This window comes from Nocardia sp. BMG51109, assembly GCF_000526215.1.
Taxonomy (GTDB): Bacteria; Actinomycetota; Actinomycetes; order Mycobacteriales; family Mycobacteriaceae; genus Nocardia.
The window spans coordinates 5,952,638-5,976,817 of record NZ_JAFQ01000004.1; the positions used below are offsets into that span (position 1 = coordinate 5,952,638).

Genomic DNA, 24,180 nt, shown 5'->3' on the forward strand with positions numbered 1-24,180 from the left:
ACTTGCGGAAAATGCAAAATGGTCGAATGGCCGATCAGCTCGATACCATCCTCGCCGCGGTAGGGCCGCGACTGCGCGCCGTGCGCAAAGCCCGTGGCATCACCCTGGAGCAGCTCGCCGAAACCACCGGCATCTCGGTGAGCATCCTGTCGCGTCTCGAGTCCGGGCGCCGCCGCCCCACCCTCGATGTGCTGCTCCAGCTCGCGACGGCGCACCACGTCGCCCTCGACGACCTGGTCGGCGCGCCCGCCACCGGGGACCCACGCATCCGTCCCCGCCCGACGGTACGCAACGGCATCACCTGGCTACCGTTGTCCCGCAATCCAGGCGGACTCAACGCCTTCAAGCAGATCATTCCGGTCGACCCGGACCCGCCCGAACACCCCGACCAGCAGGTGCACGAGGGCTACGAATGGCTCTACCTCATCACCGGCAGGCTACGACTCGTCCTCGCGGACAAGGACTTCGTCCTCACCGCCGGCGAAGCGGCCGAGTTCGACACCCGCATTCCCCACGCCGCGGTGAATATCGGCCCCGACCCGGTGGAGCTGTTGATCATCTTCGGACAGCAGGGCGAGCGAGTCCATCTCCGTGCACACACCGCCGCCAAGCGCACGCCCCCACCGCCACAACCGGATTCGGACCACTGATCCACTCACCACCGGCCCGTTGCCGGCCTGTGGTGTAGCCTGCTGTTCGGCATCGGGAGGAGACGTGTTCCGGCGACGGAGCCGGAACTGTGGGGAGGGGACATCGTGCACTCGGTGGTTCGTGCCGGTTCGAGTCTGCTGATCGCCGGCCTCGGTGTGGCGGTGTTGGCGGGCTGCGGTTCCGGGAAATCGGGAAATCCTGTGGCGGAGTCGAGCGGTGTAGCCGCCCCGGCGACTTCGACGACGACCTCGACCACGGTCGTACCGGCAGCGTGCCGTAACCCGACCGTGGACACCCCCTTTGCCGAGGAGATGAAGACCGCCCTGGCAGCGGTGGCCCTTCCGGCGGGAGCATGTATCACCTCCGTGGGCCCGATCACCAAACACGGCGAACCGGACAAGCCGACATTTCTCGTCAGTCTTCGCGTCCCCACGGCGGCGGGACCGGATGATCTCCGCCCCGTCGCCACGGACATCGCGCATGCGTGGAAGGGCAGCAGACTCGGGCCGGAGACATCCGAGCTGCAGGTCACCAATTGGGGATACAGCGAGGCGAAGTACATGGATTACCTCACCGACCGGGACTTCCACAACCATCCGTGGGACGGGACGCCGTCTCGTGAAGCAGAACTGGCGCTATGGGTCGCCACGGCCCAGGGATGACCGCGGTTTCGTAGGGCCACCGCGGCCGGAGTTCAGAGCTGGGCCAGGCGCGGGGCCGAGCCGGCGGTGCGGATGTGTGCCCCGGCCTCGCGCGTCAATTCCCTTGTACTGCCGAGTAATCCGTCCAGTACCAGCGTCCGCCGGATATGCCGTTGCAGGTCGTGTTCGGCGGTGAAGCCGATGCCGCCCAGGCACTGCTGGCAGTGGCGGGCGGCGGTGAGGGCCGCCTGGCCCGTGGCGGCCTTGGCGAGGAGGGCGCCGAGGGCGGTGTCGGCGTGGTGGAGGGTGGCCTCGGCGCCCTCCAGGGCTACGAAGGTTTCGGCGAGGCGGTGGCGGAGGGCCTGGAAGGAGGCGATGGGGCGGCCGAACTGCTTGCGCTCCAGCACGTGTTGCCGTGCCAGGGTCAGCATGGTGTGGCCGGTGCCCAGTAGCCACCAGGCGAGGGCGCGGCGGCCGGCGGCCAGGGCCTCGTCGGGGAGCCGATCCCCGGACGGGACCGTGCGCAACGGGAGTTCCTCGTCCACCGCCGCACCGGGTGCGCCGTCGCGGTCCCACACCACCCAGGTCCCTCCGGCGAACGGCAGTGGCGCCCAGCCGGTTTCGGTGAGTCCGGCGGCCTGCCGCGCGGCGTCCTCCGATGCGGCAGCCTGCGTCCCGGACTCGCCGCGCGGGTCGTATTGTCGAACAACGTCCTCCGATGCCACCGCCCCGTTCCCGCTGGACGAAAGATACTGCCGGACAACGTCGTTCAGGACGGCGGCGTGCGCCCCGGTCTCGCCGAGCAGCCGGAACACCAGCGGCACAGCGACTTCGGGCGCCTCGGCGAGTAACTCCGGCCAGCCCAGCTCACCCAGCGCCGCGTCGAGCGCGCTTCCGGTGGTCGCGGCCATGGTCTTGCGCAGCGTCTCGGCGAGCAGGTCGAGCTCGGCCGGATCGAGTGCGGCCACGGTTACTCCTTCCCCAGGTCCAGCAGGCGGCGGGCGATGATGTTGCGCTGGATCTCGGCGGTGCCGCCGTAGATGGTGGCGGCGCGCGAGTACAGGAATTCGGTGCGCCACGCCGGATCGGTGAATTCCACCGCGCCGGGCAGCAAGTCGCGCGCGGTGTCGAACAGGCGCTGTTCCGCCGTCGCCAGCAGCACCTTGTCGACCGAGGTCTCCGCGCCGAGCCGGGCGCCGCCGGCGAGCCGCCGCTGGGTCGCGTGCGAGCGGCAGCGCACGGTGTGCAGGGCCAGGTAGGCGGCGCCCAGTTCGGCGTCGTCGGCGATCGCGGTCTGCTCCACGACCTGGTCCACTCGCGTGAACAGGTAGGCGATCCGGTGCCAGAAGCAGGTGGAACGCTCGTAGGGCAGCAGATCCATCGCCACCCGCCAGCCGTCCCCGGGATTGCCGAGCATGCGGTCGCCGGGCACCACCACGTCGTCGAGGAACACCTCGGCGAACTCGTCGACGCCGTGCATGGTGCGCAGCGGCCGCACGGTGATGCCGGGGGAGTCCATGTCGACGAAGAAGGCGGTGATCCCGTCGTGCCCGGGCCCGGTGCGGGTGAGCAGTACGCAGCGGGCCGCGTACTGCGCCAGGCTGGTCCACACCTTCTGCCCGCTGATCACCCAATCGTCACCGCGCGCAACGGCTTTGGTGCTCAGCGAGGCCAGATCGCTGCCCGAGCCGGGCTCGGAGAAGCCCTGGCACCACTGCTCGCGACCGGACAGCAGCAGCGGCACCATCTCCGCGGCCAGTTCCGGCCGGGCGTAGCTGATCATCGTCGGCGCCAGCACCTCGATCATCGAATAGATGCCCGGCTCGGCCAGATCGCGGGAGGCGACCTCCTCACCGAGGACGGCGCGCAGCGCGGCCGGCCCGCCGAGCCCGGTCACCTCGGCGGGCCAGCCGTAGCGCATCCAGTCCGCGTCGTACAGCGCGCGCCGCACCCGCAGCAACTGCTCGACCTGCCCGTCCAGCGAATGGTCCGGGCCCGGCGTGAGATCGTTGGCGGCCAGCCAGTCCCGCAGGCCCGACCGGAACCGGGCAATCTGCTCGTCGGGGGTGCCGGCGATCGCGTCCGGCGCGGCCACCGGTCAGACCACCGGCTCGCGGACGATGTCGAGATACGCCGCCCCGGAATCGGGTACGCGCGGCTGCTTCCAGACCTCGACCGGGAACGACACCATCACCAGCGACTGCAACAGATGGAACAGGTTGCGGACCTCGTCGGGCAGATCGTCCCAGTCGTACTTGTCGCAGAAGTCCATCGCCGGCTCCAGGCGGGGGAACACCGCGTCGTACAGCGCCTGCATCTCCTCCATCGAGGAGGCCAGCCGCTTGTTGTAGCGCTCCGGCTCGGTCGGCAGGATCCAGTCCGAGAACTGCGCGAGGTCGGCGAACTCGGCCGGCAGCTGCGGGGCGGGCTGATTACTGTGGACGGCCATTGCGGTACTCCTCGACGATGCGCTGGGCGGTCTTGTGCAGGTGGCGGAGCAGGATCTCCTGATCGTTGAGCGGGAACTCGGTGACCTCGCGGGTGGCGACCATGGTCTGGGTGGCCTCCAGGGTGTTCGCGTCCTGCAGTGCGTACTCCTTGAAGGTGACCGCGGCGAGTTCCTGGGCGAGCCGCTGCCGGGCGTTGCGGGCGGGCACGAAGTAGAGGCTCGCCTCGAAGATGTGCCGGTCCACGGCGGTCGGCCAGTAGTGGTAGGTGAGGTACCAGCCCGGCGCCCAGAACAGCAGCGAGAAGTTCGGGAAGAACTCGAATTCGTCGACGCCCCAGGCCCGGTGCTTGGCCGGGTTGATGCCCTCGGGCAGCGGATCGAGGCCCTCGATGTCGGGGCGGTCCCACGGGCCGAACAGCCCGCTGCGCAGCACTCGCTCGATCGGCTTGACCATCGAGGGGTCCTTCGGCGGAGCCATGCCGCCCCAGGACGAGACCATCGAGTGCGGCGCGTCGATCTCGTAGTGCAGCGCCTCGTAGCCGACGTTGGCGAGCTTGTCGGCCTCGTCCTTGACCGCCTGCTTCATGTGCAGGATCGGCGCGTGATAGAACTCGGCGAACGCGTCGATGAACAGCTTCCAGTTGCTGCCGATCTCGGCGCGGTAGCTGAACACCTCGGTCATCTGCTCGAACGGGTAGCCCTCCAGGCCCTTGGCGAAGCCGCCCAGGTACTCGGTGAGGGGCTTGGCGTGCTCGTCGAGGTTGATGAAGATGAACCCCTCCCACACCTCGCACCGCACGGGCTTGAGCCCGAACTTGTCGTTGTCCAGGTCGAAGAACTCCTTCTCCTGCTGGACGAAGGTCAGGTCACCCTCCAGGCTGTAGCGCCAGGCGTGGTACTTGCAGGTGAACTGGCGGCAGACGCCCGAGGTCTCCTCGTTCGGGTAGTCGTCCCAGACCAGCTTGTTGCCGCGGTGCCGGCAGATGTTGTGGAACGCCCGCACCACGCCCTTGGTGTCCTTGACGATGATCAGCGAGGTGCCGATGCAGGACAGCTCCTTGGTGAAGTAGCTGCCGGCCTTGGGTAGTCGGTTGATGCGGCCGACGTTGAGCCAGTTCTTGCGGAAGATCGCCTGGCGCTCGGCCTCGTAGAACTCGGGGTCGATCGAGTCGGTGTAGTCGACGGGCGCGGTGCCCAGCTCGGGATAGTTCTCTGTCCAGCTTCCCGCGGCTGGTTTGGTGAAGTGTGCCAACGGATTACCTTTCGTGGTCCGGCTGTGCGCCGACGGGTGTCGCGGGCGGGGACCTCTCGATGAGAATAGCATTCTCACTTTTCGACTATCAGATTTCCATGCCGCCGTGGCGGTGTCAACGCCGACCGGTGTCGGGGGTCCCGGCAGCCGCCGGGGGTCGGGGCCGCATCTCCTTCGGGATGCGCGTGTAGATGGTGCTCTCCAAAATCCGTATATTGATTATCCAGTTATGAGAATATAGTTTCCATAGTGGCTATAGTGCCATCCAGGGCGAGGCGGATCCGCGTGAGCAGGCGGATCCGGTGTCGGCGGCGCCCCGGCGGCGAATCGGGTGCCGTCCGGCACCGAAGGAGGAACCACGGTGAAACCGCAACGCATACTCGTTGCTCTGATGGCGTTCGCGCTCTTGGTGACCGCCGGCTGCGGCCGCGAGGGCGGAACGCGGGGGACCGAGGAGGGCTCGGGTCCCGCTCCGGCAGCGGCGACGGGCAACTTCGGCGACCTGACCGGAGTCTGCGGACCCGGCAGCGCGAAAAGCCCCTCGGCCCAGGGTGTTACGGCCGACGAGATCGACGTCGGCACCTTCTCCGACATCGGCTTCACGAAGAACCCCGACTTCGTCGACGCCGCGAAGGTCTTCACCTCCTGGTGCAATGCCGCCGGGGGGATCAACGGGCGCAAGCTGGTCTCGAACCTGCGCGACACCAAGCTGATGGAGACGCGCCAGCGCATGCTCGACGCCTGTCGCGAGGACTTCTTCCTGGTCGGCGGGAGCGCCGCGCTGGACGGCCTGGGCGTGAAGGACCGGCTGTCGTGCCTGCTGCCCGAGTTCCCGGCGCAGGTCACCCAGACCGCGAACACCGGATCGGATCTGCAGCTCGGCGCCGGCTCCTCGGCGTCGGAGCCGGTCAACCCGTACAGCGGTTTTCAGGACTGGCTGATCAAGGAGGCCTACCCGGATTCGGCCGGCGCGATCGGGATGATCAACGGCGACTCGCCCATCACCAAGGTCATGGGCGACAAGATGAGCGAATCGCTCACGGCGGCCGGGGCGAAGATCACCTACAACGAGCTGTACCCGATCGCGGGCGTCGCCGACTGGACGCCCTACGCGCAGGCGATCAAGTCCGCGAACGTCAAGGGCCTCATCTTCTTCGGCGACTTCCGCTATCTTGCCAAGCTGGAGGACACGCTGACCAGCATGAACTACAAGCTGGACTGGATCGACGCGAACGCCAACTCCTACAACCAGATCTTCCTCGACGGCGCGAAGAACTCGCTGAGCTCGCAGAACAACGTGCTCGACATGAGCGGCACCGCGCCGCTGGACGCGGCCGACCGGGTGCCGGCCGTCAAGCAGCTGAAGGATCTGTTCGAGCAGTACGCCCCGGATGCCGACATCACCTTCCAGGTGCTGCGCGCGTTCCAGTCCTGGCTGCTGTTCGCGAAGTCGGCGTCCAGCTGTGGTGACACCCTCACCCGCTCGTGCGTGTACAACACCGCGAGCAAGGAGACCGCGTGGACCGCCGGCGGGTTGCAGGCGCCGATCGATCTGTCCCGCCCGCTCGCCGAGCAGACCCGCTGCTTCAACGTGCAGAAGGCCACCCCGGACGGCTGGGAGACCGCCGACTTCAAGCCGAACAACGGCGAGTTCCGGTGCGGCTTCACGCCTTACCGGTACACCCGCGACTTCGGTAAGCCGACCACGCTGGCCGATGTCGGCAAGAGCATGAACGACCTGAAGTGACGGAGCTTTCGCACTGATGGAGCAGTTCCTAGCGTTCGGGATCGTCGGCCTCAGCACGGCGGCGATCTACGCCATCATCGGCAGCGGCCTGGTGCTCACCTACACCACCACGGGCGTGTTCAACTTCGCGCACGGCGCCGCCGGCATGATCTCGGCATTCGTGTACTGGCAGTTGACGATCGGCTGGGACTGGCCGGTGCCGATGGCGATCGTCGCGGTGCTGCTGGTCTTCGCGCCCCTGTTCGGCCTGGCGTTCGGTAAGGCGCTGGCGCCGACGCAGGGGCTCGGGGACGCCGAGAAGCTGGTGATGACCATCGCGCTGCTGAGCGGTCTGATCGTGCTGGCGCGGTGGGTCTGGAATCCGAACGAATCGCGGTCGCTGCCACGGTTCTTCGCCGACCGGTCCTCGATCGACCTCGGCCCGGTCACCCTCACCTGGCATCAGGCGCTCACCATGGCGGTCGCCGTGGCGGTCGCGGTCGTGCTCCGAATCCTGTTGTTCCGCACCAGAACCGGCGCGGAGATGCGGGCGACCGTGGACGACCGGGCGCTGGTGGGACTGACCGGCGCCGATCCACGCCGGGCCAACCGGATCGCCTGGATTCTGGGCATCGAACTGGCCGCGATCGGCGGCATCCTGATCGCGCCGACGGTGACGCTGGATGCCCAGCAACTGTCGCTGCTGATCGTGAGCGCCTACAGCGCGGCCATTTTCGGCCGCCTGCGCAACCTGCCGATGACGTTCCTGGGCGCCGTGGTGATCGGGCTGATGGAGAGCTATCTCACCGGATATCTCCCGAGCAACGCCTATCTGCCCGGGTTGCGGCTGGCGGCGCCCGCGCTGCTGCTGTTCGTGGCGCTGCTGGCGTTCCCGCACGGGCGGCTGCGCGGGCGCGACCGCAAGCTGAAATCCGTTCCGCTGCCGACGATCAACGGGTCGGCGGCGTTCGCCGCGGCGATCGTGGTGTTCGGCCTGATGCTGGCGACCATGCTCAGCGAGGCCGATCTGATCACCTACGGCGCCATGTTCGCGTGGGGCGTGATCGCGCTGTCCTACGTGCCGCTGCTGGGGTTCGCCGGGCAGATCTCGCTGTGCCAGCTGAGCCTGGCCGGCGTGGGTGCGGTGGCGTACGCGCATCTGGGGCCGGACGGCCAGTGGTGGGCGCTGCTCGCGGCGATGGCCATCGCCGGTGTCGTCGGGGCGGTGGTCGCCGTTCCGGCGCTGCGACTTTCGGGCGTGTACCTGGCGCTGGCGACGGCCGCGTTCGCGGTCGTGCTGGACCGGTGGATCTTCACGCTGCCCTCGTTCGAGATTCTCGGCGTGCGGATCTCGCTGTTCGATCAGGGCTCGGTCTCGCTGGTCGGGCCCGACCTGTTCGGCCTGGAACTGGACTCCACCGCGGAGATCACGGTATTCGCCTCGGTATGCCTGGCGGTCGCGGGCGTGGGGGTTGCGCTGTTGCGGCGCAGCCGGTTCGGGCGGCGGCTGATCGCGCTGCGCGACAGCGAGGCGGCCTACGCCACCCTCGGCGGCAGCCTGCTGGTGGCCCGGGTGCTGGTGTTCGCCCTCTCGGCCGCCATCGCCGGGCTGGGCGGTGCGCTGTACGGCATGCAGCTGCGGGCGGTGGGGCCGGACCAGTTCAACTTCGTCGCCGGGTTGCCGATCTTCCTGATCGTGACCATCGCCGGGCTGGGCGCGGTCGGCGCGGGCATGTTCACGGGCATGGTCTTCGCCGGGCCGCTGAACGTCATCCCGGTGCTGTGGCCCGGCCTGCAGAATCTCGCGCAGGTGCTGCCCTCGCTCGGTGGAATCGCGTTCGGCGGCGGCGTTCTCCGGGAGGGCGCGATCGGGCCGCTGCGCAAGGACTGGTTCCCGATGCTGCGCGACCGGATCGTCGCCCCGGCGCTGGGACTGGTGGTTCTCGGACTGTGGGGACTGCGGCTGATCGACGCGATCAACGGCTGGATGTTCACCCTCGGGGTCGTGGTGGCCGCGGTGGCCGCACGCATCTGGCACGCGTCGCGGACCCGGCCGGAGCCCGGGCCGGTCGACGTGCCGGTCGAATGGTGGGGCCTCCAGCGCCCCTGGGACGCTCGGGACAGGGAGGTGCTCGACCGTGCCGTCGCTACTGGAAGTTGACGATGTCACCGTCGTGTTCGGCGGCAACCGGGCGCTGGACGGCGCCGGGTTGCGCGCCGAGCGCGGCGCGGTGACCGGGTTGATCGGCCCCAACGGGGCCGGCAAGAGCACGCTGTTCGACGTGATCTGCGGGCTGCGCAAGCCGACCAGCGGGCGGGTGGCGATCGGCGGCGCCGACGTCACCCGGCTCGGGCCCTCGCGCCGCGCCCGGCACGGCCTGGCCCGGACGTTCCAGCGGCTGGAGTTGTTCGGCCGCTTGACCGTTCGCGACAATCTGCTGGTGGCCGCCGAACTCGGCCCGCATCGCCGGCAGGCGCACCGGACCGTCGCCGAGATCATCGATCGGCTCGGCCTGCACGAGGTCGCCGACACCTCCGCCGACGACCTGCCGACGGGCACCGCCCGCCTGGTGGAGGTGGGCCGGGCCGTTGCGGCGCGTCCCGGGCTGATCCTGCTCGACGAGCCGGCCGCGGGCCAGGACCACACCGAGACCGAGCGTTTCGGCGATCTGCTGCGCTCGCTGGCCGACGACGGCACCGCGGTACTGCTCGTCGAGCACGATATGGGCCTGGTGATGAACGTGTGCGACGAGGTGTTCGTGCTGGACCTCGGCAAGGTCATCGCCTCCGGCCCGCCCGCGGCCATCCGCTCCGACCAGGCCGTGCTGGCGGCCTACCTGGGGGACGTATGAGCGTTCGAAGCGTGACCGAGAAGGGCACGGAGACAACGAGTTCCGAGGTTCCCGATGGCCCCGCACTGCTGGGGCTGCGGGCGGTGCGGGCCGCCTACGATGCCGTCACGGTGCTGCACGGGGTGGATCTGGACGTCGCGGCCGGGCAGGTGGTGGCGCTGCTGGGTCCCAACGGGGCGGGCAAGACCACGACCCTGAAGGCGATCGCGGGCGTGCACCCGATCGCGTCCGGGCGGCTGCTGCTCGGCGGGCGCGACGCGACCGGCGCGCAGCCGCGCGACCTGGCCCGGGCGGGTGTCTGCCTGATCCCGGAGGGCCGGGGCGTATTCCCGAACCTCACCGTGCGCGACAACCTGCTGATGATGACGTTCACCGGCCGCTCGCGCGCGGAGATCGAACAGACCGCGTTCGACCGGTTCCCCGTGCTCGGCAAGCGCGCCGGCCAGATCGCCGGCACCCTGTCCGGCGGCGAACAGCAGATGCTCGCGCTGGCCCGGGGACTGGCCACCGACCCGGCCGTGCTGTTGCTCGACGAGCTGTCGATGGGCTTGGCGCCCTTGGTCGCCGGGCAGCTCTACGAAGAAGTGGCCGCGATCGCCCGCCAAGGGGTCGCGGTGCTGGTGGTGGAGCAGTTCGCGGCCGCCGTCCTGGGCATTGCCGACCACGCCGCGGTGCTGGTGCGCGGGCGCGTCTCCCGGCAGGGGCATCCCGACGAGATTCGCGACGAATTGGCAGCCCTCTATCTAGGAAGTACCCCATGACTGAAACACGTGCGGACAGATTCGTCCGCGAATTGCAGGAGTTGAAGATTCCCGATCCGGCGGCCGGGCGATCGGCGCTGTGGCTGCGCGTCGGCGTCGTGCTGATGGTGGCCGGCCTGGCGGTCGCGGTGGCGTCCTACTTCCTGTCGCACAGCACGACCGACCCGCTGGTGCAGCGCGATGCCATTACCCTGGCGTTGGGCGGTATCGCCGGGACCGTGGTGGGTTCGGCGCTGTTTCTTCGCTATTCGCTGACCAACTTCCTGCGGTTCTGGCTGGCGCGGCAGTCGCACGATCTCGACGAGCTCGGGAATCGCGTGGTGGGTAGCGAGATTCGGCTCGACGGGGTCGGCTCGGCCGCACCGTGACCGAACCGCCGAACAGCCCGGCCGGGCAACCGTTTTCGCGCTGCCCGGCCGGTGGACGTGCCCGCCCGGTGCGTGACCCGTCAGTGGTGAGCGCGCCGGGAGACGAGGAGATGGAGGTGTAGCGGTGTCCGGTGACACGAATGCCGAAGGCATGAATTTCGAGCTGTCGGAGGATCAGGAGCTGATCCGCACGTCGGTGGCCGAGCTGTGCCGGAAGTTCGACGACCAGTACTGGATGGAGAAGGACCGCGACCACGAGTTCCCCACGGAGTTCTACGAGGCCATCGCCGCCGGCGGCTGGCTGGGCCTGGCCATCCCGGAGGAGTACGGCGGCCACGGGCTGGGCATCACCGAGGCGACCATCCTGGCCGAGCAGGTCTCCCGGTCCGGGGGCGGCATGAACGCCGCCACCGCCATCCACCTGTCGATCTTCGGCATGCATCCGGTGGTCGTGCACGGCTCCGAGGAACTCAAGCGGCGCACGCTGCCGCGCGTCGCGACCGGCGATCTGCACGTGTGCTTCGGCGTGACCGAACCCGGTGCGGGACTGGACACTCCGCGCATCAAGACCTTCGCCCGCCGCGACGGCGACCACTACGTGGTGAACGGGCGCAAGGTGTGGATCTCCAAGGCGATGGAGTCGGAGAAGATCCTGCTGCTGACGCGCACCAGCAGCTACGACGAGGTCACCAAGAAGACCGACGGCATGACGCTGTTTCTCACCGACATCGATCGCGCGCACATCGACGTCCGGCCGATCCCCAAGATGGGCCGCAATGCCGTGACCTCCAACGAGGTGTTCATCGACGATCTGCGAATCCCGGTGGAGGACAGGGTCGGTGAGGAGGGCAAGGGGTTCCGGTACCTGCTCGACGGACTCAATCCGGAGCGCATGCTGATCGCCGCCGAGGCGCTGGGCCTGGGCCGGGTGTCGCTGGACAAGGCGGTGCGTTACGCCAAGGAGCGCGTGGTGTTCGACCGGCCGATCGGGAAGAACCAGGCCATCCAGTTCCCGCTGGCCGACTCGCTCGCCCACCTGGATGCCGCCGAGCTGATGCTGCGCAAGGCGACCTGGCTCTACGACCAGGGCAAACCCTGTGGGCGCGAGGCGAATACGGCCAAGTACCTGTGCGCCGAGGCGGGCTTCACCGCCGCCGACCGGGCGATGCAGACGCACGGCGGGATGGGGTACGCCGAGGAGTATCACGTGGCCCGCTACTTCCGGGAGGCGCGCGTCATGCGCATCGCCCCGGTCAGCCAGGAAATGATTCTGAACTATCTGGGTTCGCACACCCTGGGAATGCCGAGGAGTTACTGATGACACAGGCACTGTTCGACCTCACCGGGCGCTCGGCCCTGGTCACCGGCGCGGCCGGCGGGATCGGTTCGGCCGTCGCGCAGGCACTGGCCGGCGCCGGTGCGGCCGTGCTGGTCACCGACCTGAACGGGGACGCGGCCGCCGCGGTCGCGGAGAAGATCACCGGAAACGGTGGTACGGCGGCGAGTTTCGCGTTCGACGTCACCGATCGGGCCGCGGCCGGCGCCGCCGCCGAGAAAGCCGCCGGCTTGGCCGACGGCGTACTTCACATCGTCGTGAACAACGCCGGTGTCACCGCTCCCGCGATGTTCGCCAAGACGACCGAGGAATCGGTCAAGCGGCTGTTCGACATTCACGCGCTCGGCACCATCAACTGCACGCAGGCCGCGCTGGACTACCTGCCCACCGACGGCACCGGGCGGGTCATCAACGTGACCTCCGCCGCCGGTCTGGTGGGCACCCTCGGGCAGGTGAACTACTCGGCGGCCAAGGCCGCGATCATCGGCATCACCAAGTCGCTGGCGAAAGAGTTCGCGCGCAAGAACATTCTGGTCAACGCCCTCGCTCCGCTGGCCGCGACGCCGATGACCGAGACCATCCGCACGAACGAGAAGTTCTCCGAGCAGATGCTCGACCGGATCCTGTTGCGCCGCTGGGCCGAACCGGAGGAGGTGGCGGGCGCGTTCGTGTTCCTCGCCTCCGATGCGGCGTCGTTCATCACCGGGCAGGTGCTGCCGGTGGACGGTGGCACGGTGATCTGATGGCGGCGCAGGAGACCGGGGGAGACGCGGACGGTCCGTCGGGACCGTCCGGGGGGCCGCTCGCCGGGATCACGGTCGTCGCGCTGGAACAGGCGGTGTCGGCGCCGATGTGCACCCGCACGCTGGCCGATTTCGGCGCCCGGGTGATCAAGGTGGAGAATCCGGCGGGCGGCGACTTCGCCCGCTACTACGACGATGTCGTGCACGGCCAGGCCGCCCACTTCGTGTGGGTCAACCGCGGCAAGGAATCGGTGGTCCTGGACCTGAAATCCGACGCGGGCGTGGGTCTTCTGCACCGCTTGCTGGCCCACGCCGACGTGCTGGTGTCGAATCTCGCGCCCGGCGCCACCGGGCGCCTCGGCTTGGCGCCCGCGGATCTCGCCGCGCGGTATCCCGACCTGATCGCGGTGGAGATCGACGGATTCGGCTCGGGCGGGCCGCTGTCGCACAAGCGCGCCTACGACCTGCTCGCGCAGGCGGAGTCGGGCGTGTGCTCGGTGACCGGGACCGCGGACGCCCCCGCGAAACCGGGCCCGCCCGTCGCCGACGTCACCACCGGACTCTATGCGGCACTGTCGATTCTGGCCGCGCTGCACGGCAGGACGCGCGGCACCCGCCAGGGCAGCACCCTCTCGCTGAGCCTGTTCGACACCATGGCCGAGATGATGGGCTACCACCTCACCTATACCCGGCACTCGGGGATCGACCAGCAGCCGATCGGCATGAGTTCCCCGGCCGTGTCGCCCTACGGCTCCTATCCCACCGCCGACGGCCGCACCGTGGTGCTCGGCACCACCAACGACCGCGAGTGGCAGCGGCTGGCCACCGACATCCTCGGCCGCCCGGATCTCGCCGCGGACGAACGGTTCCGGACCAATCCGGGCCGCGTGCGGCATCGCGCGGAGCTGGACGAGGCGATCGGGGAGTGGTGCGCCCGGCACAACCTGGCGGAGATCCAGAAGACCGCCGACGACGCCGGAATCGGCAACGCCTGCTTCAACCGCCCCAGCGAGGTGCTCGAGCACCCGCAACTGGTGGAGCGAGATCGCTGGCGCACCATCGACACTCCGGGCGGGCCGATCCCGTCACTCCTGCCCCCCGCCCTGCTGGACGGCTACGAGCCGCCGATGGGCGCAGTCCCGGCCCTCGACGAGCACACCGACGGGGTTCTCGCCGAACTCGGCTGCACGGCAGCGGAACTGGCCGACCTGCGCGAGCGCGGTGCGATCGGGGAGCGGTCGTGACGCACGAGCCGGTTCTGCTGTGTGAGGACCGTGATGGTGTGCGCACTCTCACGCTCAATCGCCCGCAGCGTAAGAATGCCATCGATGCCGAGTTGTGGGCCGCGCTGGCGGATGCGTTGCGCGACACGGCGTCCGATCGTTCCGTGCGCGCGCTGGTGATCACGGGGGCGGGTGGTGCGTTCTGTTCGGGTGCCGATATCTCGGTGCCGGACAACAGTCATCCGATCTATCGGATGCGTGCCCTCACCGATGTCGCGATACTGCTGCACGAGATTCCGCAGCCGGCCGTGGCGAAGGTTACGGGTGTCGCGGTGGGGGCGGGCTGGAATCTGGCGCTGGGGTGCGATCTTGTCGTCGCCACGCCGGAATCGACCTTCGCGCAGATCTTCACCAAGCGGGGGCTGTCGATGGATCTCGGCGGCTCGTGGCTGCTGCCCCGGCTGGTCGGGTTGCAGCAGGCCAAGCGGCTCACGCTGCTGGCCGAGACGATCGACGCCGAGGAGGCCTGGGACCTGGGCCTGGTGACGTGGGTGGTGGCGGCCGACGACATCGACGAATTCACCACGGATCTGGGTGCGCGCCTGGCCGCCGGACCGCCGGTGGCGCTCGCTCAGACCAAGGCGCTACTGGACGACGGCGCCGACGCCACACTGCGCGAGGCATTGGCCGCGGAGGCCCGGGCGCAGGGGCTGAACTTCGCGACGGCCGACGCGCCGGAGGCGTTCGCGGCGTTCGCCGAGCGGCGCGAGCCCCGGTTCACCGGTCGCTGGACGGTCCGGCGGCCGCCGATCGGCACGGGCCACGAATCCGAGAACGGAAGGTAACAAGATGCGTGAGGTGGTCATTGCCGGGGCGGTCCGCACCGCCGTCGGTAAACGCAACGGTGCGCTGTCGGGCGTGCATCCGGCCGATCTGTCGGCGGTGGTGCTCACCGCGCTGGCCGATCGGACCGGCCTCGATCCGGCCGTGGTCGAGGACGTGGTCTGGGGCTGTGTCTCGCAGGTCGGCGACCAGTCGAGCAATATCGGCCGTTATTCCGTCCTGGCGGCGGGCTGGCCGGAGAGCATTCCGGGCACCACGATCAACCGCGCCTGCGGATCCAGCCAGCAGGCATTGGATTTCGCGGCGCAGGCGGTGCTGTCGGGACAGCAGGACGTCGTGGTCGCCGGTGGTGTGGAGGCGATGAGCCGGGTGCCGCTGGGCGCGGCCCGGGCCTCCGGCATGCCGTACGGGCCGAAGGTGCTCGCACGCTACGACGACTTCTCCTTCAACCAGGGGATCTCGGCCGAATTGATCGCGCGCAAATGGGGATTCGACCGGACCCGGCTCGACGAGTACTCCGCCGCCTCGCACGAGCGGGCGGCCGCGGCCCAGGACGCGGGCGCCTTCACCGACCAGATCGTCGGTGTCCCTACGGAATCCGGTGTGGTGACCGCCGACGAGGGTATCCGGCGCGGCACCACCGCGGAGAAGCTGGCCGGGCTGAAACCGGCGTTCCAGGACGACGGCGTGATCCACGCCGGCAACTCCTCGCAGATCTCCGACGGCGCGGCGGCCCTGCTGCTGACCACGCCGGACAAGGCCCGTGAACTCGGCCTGACCCCCTTGGCGCGCTACCGGGCGGGTACGGTGGCGGGCTCCGATCCGGTGCTGATGCTCACCGGCCCCATCCCGGCCACCGACAAGGCCCTGGGCAAGGCGGGTGTGGCGCTCTCCGAAATCGGCGTGTTCGAGGTGAACGAGGCGTTCGCGCCGATACCGCTGGCCTGGCTGGCCGAGACCGGCGCGGATCCGGAGCTGATGAACCCGCTGGGCGGCGCCATCGCGCTCGGCCATCCGCTCGGCGGTTCCGGCGCCGTGCTGATGACCCGGATGATTCATCACATGCGCGACAACGGAATTCGCTACGGACTGCAGACCATGTGCGAGGGCGGCGGCACCGCGAATGCCACCGTCGTCGAGCTGATCGCCTGAACGGAGCCACGGCATGCGACGAGAGCTGTTCACCGACGACCACGAGGCGTTCCGGCAGCTGGCACGGGATTTCATCGAGAAGCGCATCGTTCCGGACTACCCCGAATGGGAGAAGTCCGGCGTGATGCCGCTCGAAATCTTCACCGAGATGGGCGATCTCGGGCTGCTCGGCTTCGCGCTGCCGGAGGAGCACGGGGGAGCGGGGCTGCGCGACTACCGCTACAACGTGATCCTCCAGGAGGAGGCGGCCCGCGCGCTGGTCACCCTCGGCACCGTGCGCACCCAGCTGGATGTGATCCTGCCGTACTTCCTGGAATACGCGAATGCCGAACAGCGGGAACGGTGGTTCCCCGGACTGGCGACGGGGCGGTTGCTCACCGCCATCGCCATGACCGAACCGGGGACCGGTTCGGACCTCGCGGGTATGCGCAGCACCGCGGTCCGCGACGGCGACCACTACATCCTCAACGGCGCGAAGACCTTCATCACCGGCGGCCTGCTCGCGGATCTGGTGATCGTGGTCGCCCGGACCGCGACCGATCCGGACAACCGCCGCGCCGGGCTCACCCTGCTGGTCGTCGAGGACGGCATGCCCGGCTTCACCCGCGGCCGCATGCTGGACAAGATGGGCTGCAAGGTGCAGGACACGATGGAGCTGTCCTTCCAGGACGTGCGGGTGCCGGTGGCCAACCGGCTCGGTGACGAGGGCGCGGCGTTCGGGTATCTGGGCCACAACCTGCCGCAGGAACGGCTCACCGTGGCGGTCGGCTCGGTGGCCCAGTCCCGCGCCGCCATCGCCACCACCATCGAATACACCAAGGAGCGCAAGGCATTCGGCACACCGGTCGCCTCGTTCCAGAACACCAAGTTCGAACTGGCGGCGATGTCGGCGGAGGTCGAGGCGGCCCAGACGATGATCGACCGCGCGGTGTCGGATCTGCTCGACGGTGTCCTGTCCGGTGCGGACGCGGCCCGGGTGAAGCTGTTCTGCACCGAGACCCAGGCCCGGGTCGTCGACCGCTGCCTGCAACTGTTCGGCGGCTACGGCTACATGATGGAATACCCCATCGCCCGCCTGTACACCGACGCCCGCGTGGCCCGCATCTACGCCGGCACCAGCGAGGTGATGAAGGTGATCGTGGCCCGGGACCTGGGGCTGTAGCACCGGCGCCGGATTCCGCCCGGCGACATCGGCGCGCTTACCTGCGCGTAGGCTCAGCAGGTGAAGCAACTTACTGCCGGTGTCGTCGGAACCTCCCGGAAAAGTGACGAACGGCGGTTGGCGATTCATCCGGCCCATGTCGACCGGATCGATCCGGGGCTTCGCAACCGCATCTTTCTCGAACGCGGCTACGGTGAACGGTTCGGCTACGCCGACGAGAGCCTCGAGCCGCTGGTCGCCGGCCATCGCACCCGTGCGGAGCTGTTCTCCGAATGCGACGTGCTGCTGTTGCCGAAGCCGTCGTCCGAGGATCTGGAGAATCTGCGTCCCGGCCAGGTCGTGTGGGGATGGCCGCACTGCGTCCAGGACCAGCGGCTGACCCAGCTCGCCGTCGACCGGGGTCTGACCCTGATCGCCTGGGAGGCAATGAATCACTGGACGAAGGAGGGCAACTTCAGCGTCCACGTCTTCCACAAGAACAACGAGCTGGCCGGCTACTGCTCGGTGCTGCACGCGCTGCAACTGCGGGGCTCCTGCGGAGACTACGGGCGCCGGCTGCGCGCGGCCGTGATCAGCTTCGGCGCCACCGCCCGCGGCGCGGTCCGTGCCCTCTCGGCGCTCGGCATCAGTGACGTGACGGTGCTGACGCAACGCAGCGTCCCGGCGGTCGCGGCGCCCTTCGCGTCGGTGCGGATGCAGCATTTCGAGCGGGACCCGGACAACCCCGGCCGGACCCTGGCACTGAAGGCGCCGGAGCCGGGGCCGCTGGCGAAGATGCTGGCCCAGTACGACATCGTCGTCAACTGCATCCTGCAGGACACCGACGAGCCGTTGATGTTCGTGCTGGAGGAGGACCTGCCCTTCTTCGCGCCCGGCACGCTGTTCGTCGACGTCTCCTGCGACGAGGGCATGGGCTTCGAATGGGCCCGGCCGACCTCGTTCGCCGACCCGATGTTCACCCTCGGCGCGGACCTGTACTACTACGGCGTCGACCACACCCCCTCGTACCTGTGGAACTCCGCCACCTGGGAGATCTCCGAGGCCCTGCTGGAGTACCTGCCGATCGTCATGTCGGGCCCCGAAGCGTGGGACGGGAGCGAGACGATCCGGCGCGCCATCGAGATTCGCGAGGGCCGGGTCCGGAACCCGCGGATCCTCTCCTTCCAGGGCCGCGCCGCGGCCTACCCGTACGCGATCATGCGGCCGGCGCAGATCTGAGACGGTGCCATGAGCCCCCGGCCTACCAGGTGACCGGGAGCTTGTGGACGCCGTAGACGTCCATCTGCTCGCGCAGCGGCACCTCGGACGGGGACACGGCCAGGCGCAGGGTGGGGAAGCGGGTTACCAAGGCGGGCAGGGCCACTCGCATCTCCACCCGGGCCAGCTGCTGGCCGAGGCATTGGTGGATGCCGTGGCCGAAACCGAGCTGGCCGACCGCGTTGCGGTGGATGTCCAGGGTGTCGGGGTCGTCGAACCTGGCCGGGTCGCGGTTGGCGGCCTGGACCGAAAGGGCCACGGTCTCACCGGTTTTGACGACCTCGCCCGCCACCTCGACATCCTCCAGCGCGGCACGGGAGTAGGTGTGCACGATGCTCAGGTAGCGCATCAGCTCCTCGACGGCGCGGTCGGCCAGGCCGGGCTCGGCGCGCAGCGCGGCGAACTGGTCCGGGTGGCGCAGGAGCGCGAAGGTGCCCAGCGCGAACATGTTCGCGGTCGTCTCGAGGCCGGCGCCGAGCAGGAACGCGCCGACGCCGACCAGTTCGTCCTCGCTCAGGTCGGAGTCGGCGGTGATCAGATCGCTCAGCAGGTCGTCGGTCGGCGCGGTCCGCTTGGCCACCACCAGCCCGCGGATGTAGTCCTGCAACGCCTCGAACCCGGCGTACACCTGCTCGAACTGCTCGTCGGGCGACAGGTCCGGATCCGTTTGCATCTCCATCAACCCGCGGAACTGGGCCCGATCGTCCCGGGGAACGCCGAGCAGCTCGCAGATCATCATCGCCGGAATCGGATAGGCGAAGGCGTTCACCAGATCCGCGGGCCCGCCCGCCCGCTCCATGGCATCCAGATGCTCGGCGGTGATCTCCTGCACCTGCTCCGCGAGCAGCCGCATCCGCCGCGCGGTGAACTTGCCGATCAGCAACTGCCGGAACCGGGTGTGGTCGGGCGGATCGAGCGCGAGGAACTGACCGATGGGCGCCGGCGGCAGCGCGATATCGGCCAGCGCGTAGTGCATGAGCTCGTGCCGCGAGGTGAACCGCTGATCGGCGAGAATCGCCCGCACGGTGGCGTAGTCGGTCGCCAGCCAGCCCAGGTGCCCGTCCGGAAACTCCATCCGCACCAGCGGCGCCCGCTCGCGCAGCGCGGCCAGCTCGCCCGGCGGGTCGAACGGCCGGCCGGGTGCCCTGGTCGTCGGCAATCGCGTTGCGGTATCCGATGTTTCGGTCATATCCAGCCCCTCCCGTGTCCCGGACGCCCCGTGCTCTCGGTGGGCACGACGACCGCGGGCCGACGGAGGGGCCCGGCTTCCGCGGCGGACACCCCGTTTCCCGGCGGTTCGCCCGGATGATCAACCGCATGGTGTCAGCCGGTACCGCCGGTTTGCCAGACGAAGGGTTTCGGGGCTTGCGGCCCTACGCCTCCGGCGCGTAATCCGGCATCGCCGTCGTAACCGCCGAACAGCGGCCGCATCACCGCCGGGGGGAATTCCACCCCAACTCTGGGAACGTAAACGCGTCCGACGCGTAATAGGCCAGCAGAGCCCGGCACAATGTCGGCGAATATCCGCCCGGGAGTAGCTGGGGCTCGCCCGGTTCGCCCCGCTGAATCGAATGTGATGTCCGCGGTGGCGGTCCGGTGGTGAACCGTACCGCCGTGCCGTGCCGTTGCTCGTCAGTTGACGCGGGATGATGCGGTGGACTCGGTGGTAGCTGGTGAGAAACTCGAGAGGAGTGAAATCGACTGATACGCAACAGGAGTCGTGGATAATGAGGTGATGCGACTGCATCGATGGGCGTTGTTCGTCACCTGTCTCGTGGCCGCCGGCCTGACCGCGTGGCTTGCCTCCGTCGAATCGGGCCGGGCCGACACCATCGCCCAGTCGGTCTCCGCGGTTTTCGCTGTCGCGGCCGTCGGAGTCGCGGTCTGGGCGGCACTGCGCCCGGTCGACCGCCGCGGCCCGGCCGTCACGGCGCGGAAGACCGGATCGGCGGTCGCCGTTCGCGGCGAGAGCATTTCCGGGGTGCAGGCGCCACCCGGCGCCTCCGGAACGCTGGAAAGTATGGAAAGCGGTGACGCCATCGCTGTCGACGGACGGGCGGTATCCGGAACGCAGATCTCGGACAACCGGTCCGCACCCGGCGGCGGCGAGGATCCGCCGGGCGATTCGGGGCACCCGGCCGGGAGCGCCGCCCGGGGACCGAATCGGTGACAGGGCGGCAGTCGGCGACCCGCACCGGCCGGGCGACGGCCATCCACGGAGTTGCCGTGTCGGGTAATTCCGGCAATATCACCTACGAGCACAACAGTTTTTCCAGCCGTCCGGTGGCGTCGCACGTTCAGACGACGGCGGATGTCCGCTGGCTCGCGCCCGATAGGCTGATCGGGCGGGAAAGGGAGATCTCCGAACTGGAATCCTTCTGCGCTGCGAGCGACGGGTCCGGATGGATGTGGTGGCGCGGCCCGGCATGGTCGGGGAAGACGGCGCTGCTGTCGTCGTTCGTCGTGCGAACGCTCGAGGACCCGCAATCGCGAGTGCGGCTGGTGTGGTCGTTCGTCAGCCGACGCCTGCAATCGTCCGGCCGGCGTGCGTTCATCGACAACACGCTCAGCCAGATGTCGGAACTGCGGGGAGATCTCGACGTCAAATACGGTGTCGGACCAGGTGAGTGGGAAAGCTACTTGGCCGAAACGGCGTGGCACTGCAGTAGTGACGGCCATCGTCTCGTCCTGGTGGTGGACGGTCTGGACGAGGACGACGGCGTCGATCCGACCAGAAGAGACGCCGAGTACAGCATCGCCGGTGTGCTCCCGGCCCGGTTGCCGGAGGGGGTGCGGGTGATCGTCACCGCGCGAAACGACCTCGTGCTGCCGTCCGACCTGCCCGAGGGGCATCCCCTGCGGAACCCCGGCGTGATTCGGGACCTGTCGGTATCCGCGCACGCGCGAGTATTACGGGACGAGTCGAGAAAAGATCTGGAACGCCTGATCGCCGATGACCTGGGATTGGATGTCCTCGGATATCTTGTCGCGGCGGGAGCGGCATTGTCCTGTGCGGAACTGGCCGGTCTCGCGCAAAAACCATATGTGCGAGTGGAATCGATTATCAAAAGCCGGGTGGTATCGAAATATGAGGCGATGCGCGGACGGCGGGACGCGAGGTACACTTTCGCGCACGGGGAGTTGCGGCGAGAGGCTGAGGTGCGAATGAAGCATGATATGGACCGATACCGCCGCCGGATGGACGAATGGGCCGATGAACACCGGGAACGGGGCTGGCCGGAAGATACTCCCGGCTACTTGTTGCGGGACTACTTCACCATGCTGCGGGCGGCAGGGGATGTCGATCGGGTCGTCGCACTGGCCCGGGACCGTGACCGCCGGAGACTGCTGTCGACGATTGACAAATCGGGAGCGCACGCCCTGGCGGAAATAAGCGATGCGCTGGATATGATCGCGGAGTCACCGGTTCCGGATGTGAAGAATGCGCTGGAATTGGCGCTGGATCGAAACGGCATCGAACGTAATGCGGAACTGGTTCCCTGGGGTCTCGCACTGGTCTGGGCTCAGCTCGGCGATATCGACCGAGCGGTTATGCTCGCGCGGACGTCGGGCACCACCGTCTCGCCCTCGCTGGCGATGAGCGAACTCGTCGAGGTCATGGTCGCCAGGGGTGAGGCCGAGTCGATCGACCCGCTCGTGCAATCCATCTCGTGGCCTACCGCGGAGGTGCGCGCCTACTGCGCCCGGATCGGATCGGAGACGAATCAGGACGTCGCGCGGGAACTCGCGCGTACGGCCCGCGAGGTCGCGCTCCGGATTGTCGATCCGGTGCTGCGGGTCACCGCGCTGTGCGATGTCGCGATCGCATTGCGCACTGTGGACAGGGCGGAGTCCGTGGCGATCTGTGAGGAGCTGTCGGGCTCGGTGTCGTCATCGGGCGCCAAGGGTGTCGATATGTGTTCAGTTCTCGTCGGTGCCTGGTTGCAATTGGACCCCGAGCGCGCGGCGGAGATATGCGACAACGCGCTCCGAGAATGGAAAAGGATTCCCGCCGGAAACGGGTATGTCCTGACGCTGTGCAATCTGGTGGAGGCGCTGGGATCGGTGGGGTACCGGAGCGTGGCCGAGGGAGTGGCGTCCGGTGTGGCTCAGCCGCTGTGGCGTATCGAGGCGCTCCGCAGGCTGGTGCGCGGATTGAGATCCGGTGGCGAGGCGGTGGGGGTGCGGGAAATTCTGGACCGGATGCACTCCGATATCGAGGAGGTCCGGGGCGATGTGCCGAGATCCTTCGGGTTGTCCGCGCTGGCCGATACGGCAGCGCTGTGCGGCGACCTGGAAAGCGCCGAATCGGCCTACCGAGCGATATCGGGCTCGCCGTACCGGAAAATTCATACGGCCGTGGAACTGGTGACGTGCACCGCCGGGACCGATCCGCAATTCGCGGCGCGAATCATGGAGTCGGTGGCGGACGTGACGGTCGAGCCCCGGCTGGAGGCGTGGGCGCTGACCTCGCTCGCCCGGGCGTGGTGTGCCCTCGGCGACCGGGAGCGGTCCGCCGACTGCGCGGAGCGGGCCGAACAGCGGGCCCGCTCGGCGGTGGTTCCGCAGATGTGGTGGGACCGGGCGCGGGGCTTTCTCGCGGCGGTGCCGCACACCGCCGACGGCGCCTTCGCCGATCGGGTCCTGGAGCGTGCGACGCGATTCGCGGAACTGGTCGTGGACCCGGGCACCAGGCTGCGGGTGTGGTGCGAGATCGCGGAGACCGCCCACGCCATCGGAAGAACCGAACCGGCCGCGCGTCTGCTCGGCGCCGCGGAGGGGATCGCCCGGGCGGCGGACGTGCCGGAGCTTCGGGACGGGTACTTCGCACGACTCGCGGACGCCGCCGCGGCGATGCGGCGGTGGGATCGGGTGCGGGAATTCCTCGGCAACGTCACGGCGCCGGATGTGCGCCTCATGAAACAGTGCGAGGTGGCCTCTCGCGCCGGTGCGGCAGGCAGCGAATCCGGGTGCGTACCGGACGAACTCGAATCCCGCATGCCGGAGTTCTCGTCGGACGAGCTGCGAGCCCAGGCGCTGCTCCGGTTGTCGGAGGCTGCGCTCGCGACCGGCAGGGACGAGGTGGCACTGCGGTGGGTGACGCGGGCGGAGCGGCTTTCCCGGGAGCAGAGTTCGACGGTATCCGATCAGGCGCTGCTGCTGCGGGCTCGATCGGCGGCCGGGCGGTCCGATTTCGACGCGGCGAGCAGGCTGCTACAGCGGGTCGCCACCATCGATCTCCTTCCGGTCGGGCAATACGAACTGGCCGTACTCCTCGCCGATGCCGGGGAACTCGGCCGCGCCTTCGAGGTGATATCCGGGATCGAGCACGATTACTACCGTTCGCGAGCGCTGGAGCGGATGATGCGCGAAGTGGATACCGCGGCATCCCTCCGGATGGTCGCCGATATCCTCCGCCGCGGAGCCGACATTCCTATCGAACTGGTCGCCCAGCACGATGCGGACGCGATTGTCGACCTGGGGCGTCGTGTCCTGTCGCTGCACGAGTCCGGCGCCGAGGAGACGACATCCGGCACCCACCTCATCCGCACCGGGGACGCGTCCACCGACGGCACCGTGCGAGCGGAAGCGGCGGAGGGTAATCGGCGAATCCACATAGTCGCCGCCGGCGAGACTCTCGCGGGTATTGCGATGCGCTACTACGCGAATGGCAGCGGCTATCACGAAATAGCCGCCGCCAGCCGCCTGTACAACCCCGATTTCATTTTCCCGGGCCAGGTCCTGATCGTTCCCTGAACCGGTG

At 68.7% G+C, this 24,180-nt stretch carries 21 protein-coding genes; 16 read left to right on the forward strand and 5 right to left on the reverse strand.

Going from position 1 to position 24,180, the window contains the following annotated elements; genetic code table 11:
- Positions 1-26: 26 nt before the first annotated feature.
- Positions 27-650, forward strand: a complete 624-nt coding sequence (locus D892_RS0128325; RefSeq protein ID WP_024804473.1) for a helix-turn-helix domain-containing protein — start codon at positions 27-29, stop codon at positions 648-650.
- Between the two features lie 288 nt (positions 651-938).
- Entirely contained in the window at positions 939-1,313 is a 375-nt protein-coding gene (locus D892_RS0128330) for a hypothetical protein (RefSeq protein ID WP_156959720.1), read from the forward strand.
- Between the two features lie 32 nt (positions 1,314-1,345).
- Here the strand turns inward: D892_RS0128330 and D892_RS0128335 are convergent, their stop codons facing one another.
- From D892_RS0128335 to D892_RS0128350, 4 genes are read right to left on the reverse strand one after another with little or no spacing between them, the layout of a single operon-like run.
- Positions 1,346-2,203 carry an acyl-CoA dehydrogenase family protein gene (locus D892_RS0128335; protein WP_084161752.1) on the reverse strand — a complete coding sequence of 286 codons (858 nt, stop codon included), beginning with the start codon at positions 2,201-2,203 and terminating at the stop codon, positions 1,346-1,348.
- A gap of 59 nt (positions 2,204-2,262) precedes the next feature.
- Entirely contained in the window at positions 2,263-3,387 is a 1,125-nt protein-coding gene (locus D892_RS0128340) for an acyl-CoA dehydrogenase family protein (protein WP_232236192.1), read from the reverse strand.
- A 3-nt stretch (positions 3,388-3,390) separates the two neighbouring features.
- Positions 3,391-3,741, reverse strand: a complete 351-nt coding sequence (locus tag D892_RS0128345) for a hypothetical protein (RefSeq protein ID WP_024804477.1) — start codon at positions 3,739-3,741, stop codon at positions 3,391-3,393.
- Complete coding sequence (locus D892_RS0128350; RefSeq protein WP_024804478.1) at positions 3,725-4,993, reverse strand: aromatic ring-hydroxylating dioxygenase subunit alpha; 1,269 nt, start codon at positions 4,991-4,993, stop codon at positions 3,725-3,727. The genes D892_RS0128345 and D892_RS0128350 overlap by 17 nt, the downstream gene beginning before the upstream one ends.
- Before the next feature lie 391 nt (positions 4,994-5,384).
- On the opposite strand from D892_RS0128350, the gene D892_RS0128355 reads away from it, so the two are divergent.
- The 12 genes from D892_RS0128355 (at position 5,385) to D892_RS0128410 (ending at position 18,377) form a co-directional block, all read left to right on the forward strand.
- Positions 5,385-6,740 carry an ABC transporter substrate-binding protein gene (locus D892_RS0128355; protein ID WP_036570099.1) on the forward strand — a complete coding sequence of 452 codons (1,356 nt, stop codon included), beginning with the start codon at positions 5,385-5,387 and terminating at the stop codon, positions 6,738-6,740.
- A gap of 16 nt (positions 6,741-6,756) precedes the next feature.
- The gene (locus D892_RS0128360; RefSeq protein ID WP_024804480.1) at positions 6,757-8,880 is read left to right on the forward strand and encodes an ABC transporter permease; all 2,124 of its coding nucleotides are present in this window, start codon (positions 6,757-6,759) and stop codon (positions 8,878-8,880) included.
- Positions 8,858-9,571: an ABC transporter ATP-binding protein gene (locus D892_RS0128365; RefSeq protein WP_024804481.1), complete on the forward strand. Its 714-nt coding sequence runs from the start codon at positions 8,858-8,860 to the stop codon at positions 9,569-9,571. Before D892_RS0128360 ends, D892_RS0128365 begins: the two co-directional genes overlap by 23 nt.
- An 11-nt stretch (positions 9,572-9,582) precedes the next feature.
- Complete coding sequence (locus D892_RS0128370) at positions 9,583-10,332, forward strand: ABC transporter ATP-binding protein (RefSeq protein ID WP_024804482.1); 750 nt, start codon at positions 9,583-9,585, stop codon at positions 10,330-10,332.
- Positions 10,329-10,700 (forward strand): hypothetical protein, encoded by a 372-nt coding sequence (locus tag D892_RS0128375; protein ID WP_024804483.1) that lies wholly within the window; start codon positions 10,329-10,331, stop codon positions 10,698-10,700. The genes D892_RS0128370 and D892_RS0128375 overlap by 4 nt, the downstream gene beginning before the upstream one ends.
- Before the next feature lie 151 nt (positions 10,701-10,851).
- Entirely contained in the window at positions 10,852-12,018 is a 1,167-nt protein-coding gene (locus D892_RS0128380; RefSeq protein ID WP_024804484.1) for an acyl-CoA dehydrogenase family protein, read from the forward strand.
- Positions 12,018-12,779 carry an SDR family NAD(P)-dependent oxidoreductase gene (locus D892_RS0128385; RefSeq protein WP_024804485.1) on the forward strand — a complete coding sequence of 254 codons (762 nt, stop codon included), beginning with the start codon at positions 12,018-12,020 and terminating at the stop codon, positions 12,777-12,779. The genes D892_RS0128380 and D892_RS0128385 overlap by 1 nt, the downstream gene beginning before the upstream one ends.
- Positions 12,779-14,023, forward strand: a complete 1,245-nt coding sequence (locus D892_RS0128390) for a CaiB/BaiF CoA-transferase family protein (RefSeq protein WP_024804486.1) — start codon at positions 12,779-12,781, stop codon at positions 14,021-14,023. The genes D892_RS0128385 and D892_RS0128390 overlap by 1 nt, the downstream gene beginning before the upstream one ends.
- Positions 14,020-14,847 (forward strand): enoyl-CoA hydratase/isomerase family protein, encoded by an 828-nt coding sequence (locus tag D892_RS0128395; RefSeq protein WP_024804487.1) that lies wholly within the window; start codon positions 14,020-14,022, stop codon positions 14,845-14,847. Before D892_RS0128390 ends, D892_RS0128395 begins: the two co-directional genes overlap by 4 nt.
- A gap of 4 nt (positions 14,848-14,851) precedes the next feature.
- Complete coding sequence (locus tag D892_RS0128400; protein ID WP_024804488.1) at positions 14,852-15,997, forward strand: acetyl-CoA C-acyltransferase; 1,146 nt, start codon at positions 14,852-14,854, stop codon at positions 15,995-15,997.
- Between the two features lie 13 nt (positions 15,998-16,010).
- Positions 16,011-17,159 (forward strand): acyl-CoA dehydrogenase family protein, encoded by a 1,149-nt coding sequence (locus tag D892_RS0128405; RefSeq protein ID WP_024804489.1) that lies wholly within the window; start codon positions 16,011-16,013, stop codon positions 17,157-17,159.
- A gap of 60 nt (positions 17,160-17,219) precedes the next feature.
- Positions 17,220-18,377 (forward strand): N(5)-(carboxyethyl)ornithine synthase, encoded by a 1,158-nt coding sequence (locus D892_RS0128410; protein ID WP_024804490.1) that lies wholly within the window; start codon positions 17,220-17,222, stop codon positions 18,375-18,377.
- Between the two features lie 22 nt (positions 18,378-18,399).
- On the opposite strand, the gene D892_RS0128415 is transcribed toward D892_RS0128410, so the two are convergent.
- On the reverse strand, positions 18,400-19,605 hold the full coding sequence (locus tag D892_RS0128415) for a cytochrome P450 (RefSeq protein ID WP_024804491.1): 1,206 nt from the start codon (positions 19,603-19,605) through the stop codon (positions 18,400-18,402).
- A gap of 546 nt (positions 19,606-20,151) precedes the next feature.
- On the opposite strand from D892_RS0128415, the gene D892_RS42295 reads away from it, so the two are divergent.
- A complete protein-coding gene (locus D892_RS42295; protein ID WP_156959721.1) occupies positions 20,152-20,586 on the forward strand; it encodes a hypothetical protein in 435 nt (144 codons plus the stop codon).
- Complete coding sequence (locus D892_RS0128430) at positions 20,583-24,173, forward strand: LysM peptidoglycan-binding domain-containing protein (RefSeq protein ID WP_024804493.1); 3,591 nt, start codon at positions 20,583-20,585, stop codon at positions 24,171-24,173. Before D892_RS42295 ends, D892_RS0128430 begins: the two co-directional genes overlap by 4 nt.
- The last annotated feature ends 7 nt before the right edge of the window (positions 24,174-24,180 follow it).

Bases quoted from the DNA above. Each gene is read 5' to 3' on its own strand.
- D892_RS0128325 (WP_024804473.1), top strand. From the start codon at position 27: ATGGCCGATCAGCTCGATACCATCCTCGCCGCGGTAGGGCCGCGACTG.
- D892_RS0128335 (WP_084161752.1), bottom strand. From the start codon at position 2,203: ATGGCCGCGACCACCGGAAGCGCGCTCGACGCGGCGCTGGGTGAGCTG.
- D892_RS0128345 (WP_024804477.1), bottom strand. From the start codon at position 3,741: ATGGCCGTCCACAGTAATCAGCCCGCCCCGCAGCTGCCGGCCGAGTTC.
- D892_RS0128355 (WP_036570099.1), top strand. From the start codon at position 5,385: ATGGCGTTCGCGCTCTTGGTGACCGCCGGCTGCGGCCGCGAGGGCGGA.
- D892_RS0128360 (WP_024804480.1), top strand. From the start codon at position 6,757: ATGGAGCAGTTCCTAGCGTTCGGGATCGTCGGCCTCAGCACGGCGGCG.
- D892_RS0128375 (WP_024804483.1), top strand. From the start codon at position 10,329: ATGACTGAAACACGTGCGGACAGATTCGTCCGCGAATTGCAGGAGTTG.
- D892_RS0128380 (WP_024804484.1), top strand. From the start codon at position 10,852: ATGAATTTCGAGCTGTCGGAGGATCAGGAGCTGATCCGCACGTCGGTG.
- D892_RS0128385 (WP_024804485.1), top strand. From the start codon at position 12,018: ATGACACAGGCACTGTTCGACCTCACCGGGCGCTCGGCCCTGGTCACC.
- D892_RS0128390 (WP_024804486.1), top strand. From the start codon at position 12,779: ATGGCGGCGCAGGAGACCGGGGGAGACGCGGACGGTCCGTCGGGACCG.
- D892_RS0128400 (WP_024804488.1), top strand. From the start codon at position 14,852: ATGCGTGAGGTGGTCATTGCCGGGGCGGTCCGCACCGCCGTCGGTAAA.
- D892_RS0128405 (WP_024804489.1), top strand. From the start codon at position 16,011: ATGCGACGAGAGCTGTTCACCGACGACCACGAGGCGTTCCGGCAGCTG.
- D892_RS0128415 (WP_024804491.1), bottom strand. From the start codon at position 19,605: ATGACCGAAACATCGGATACCGCAACGCGATTGCCGACGACCAGGGCA.
- D892_RS42295 (WP_156959721.1), top strand. From the start codon at position 20,152: ATGCGACTGCATCGATGGGCGTTGTTCGTCACCTGTCTCGTGGCCGCC.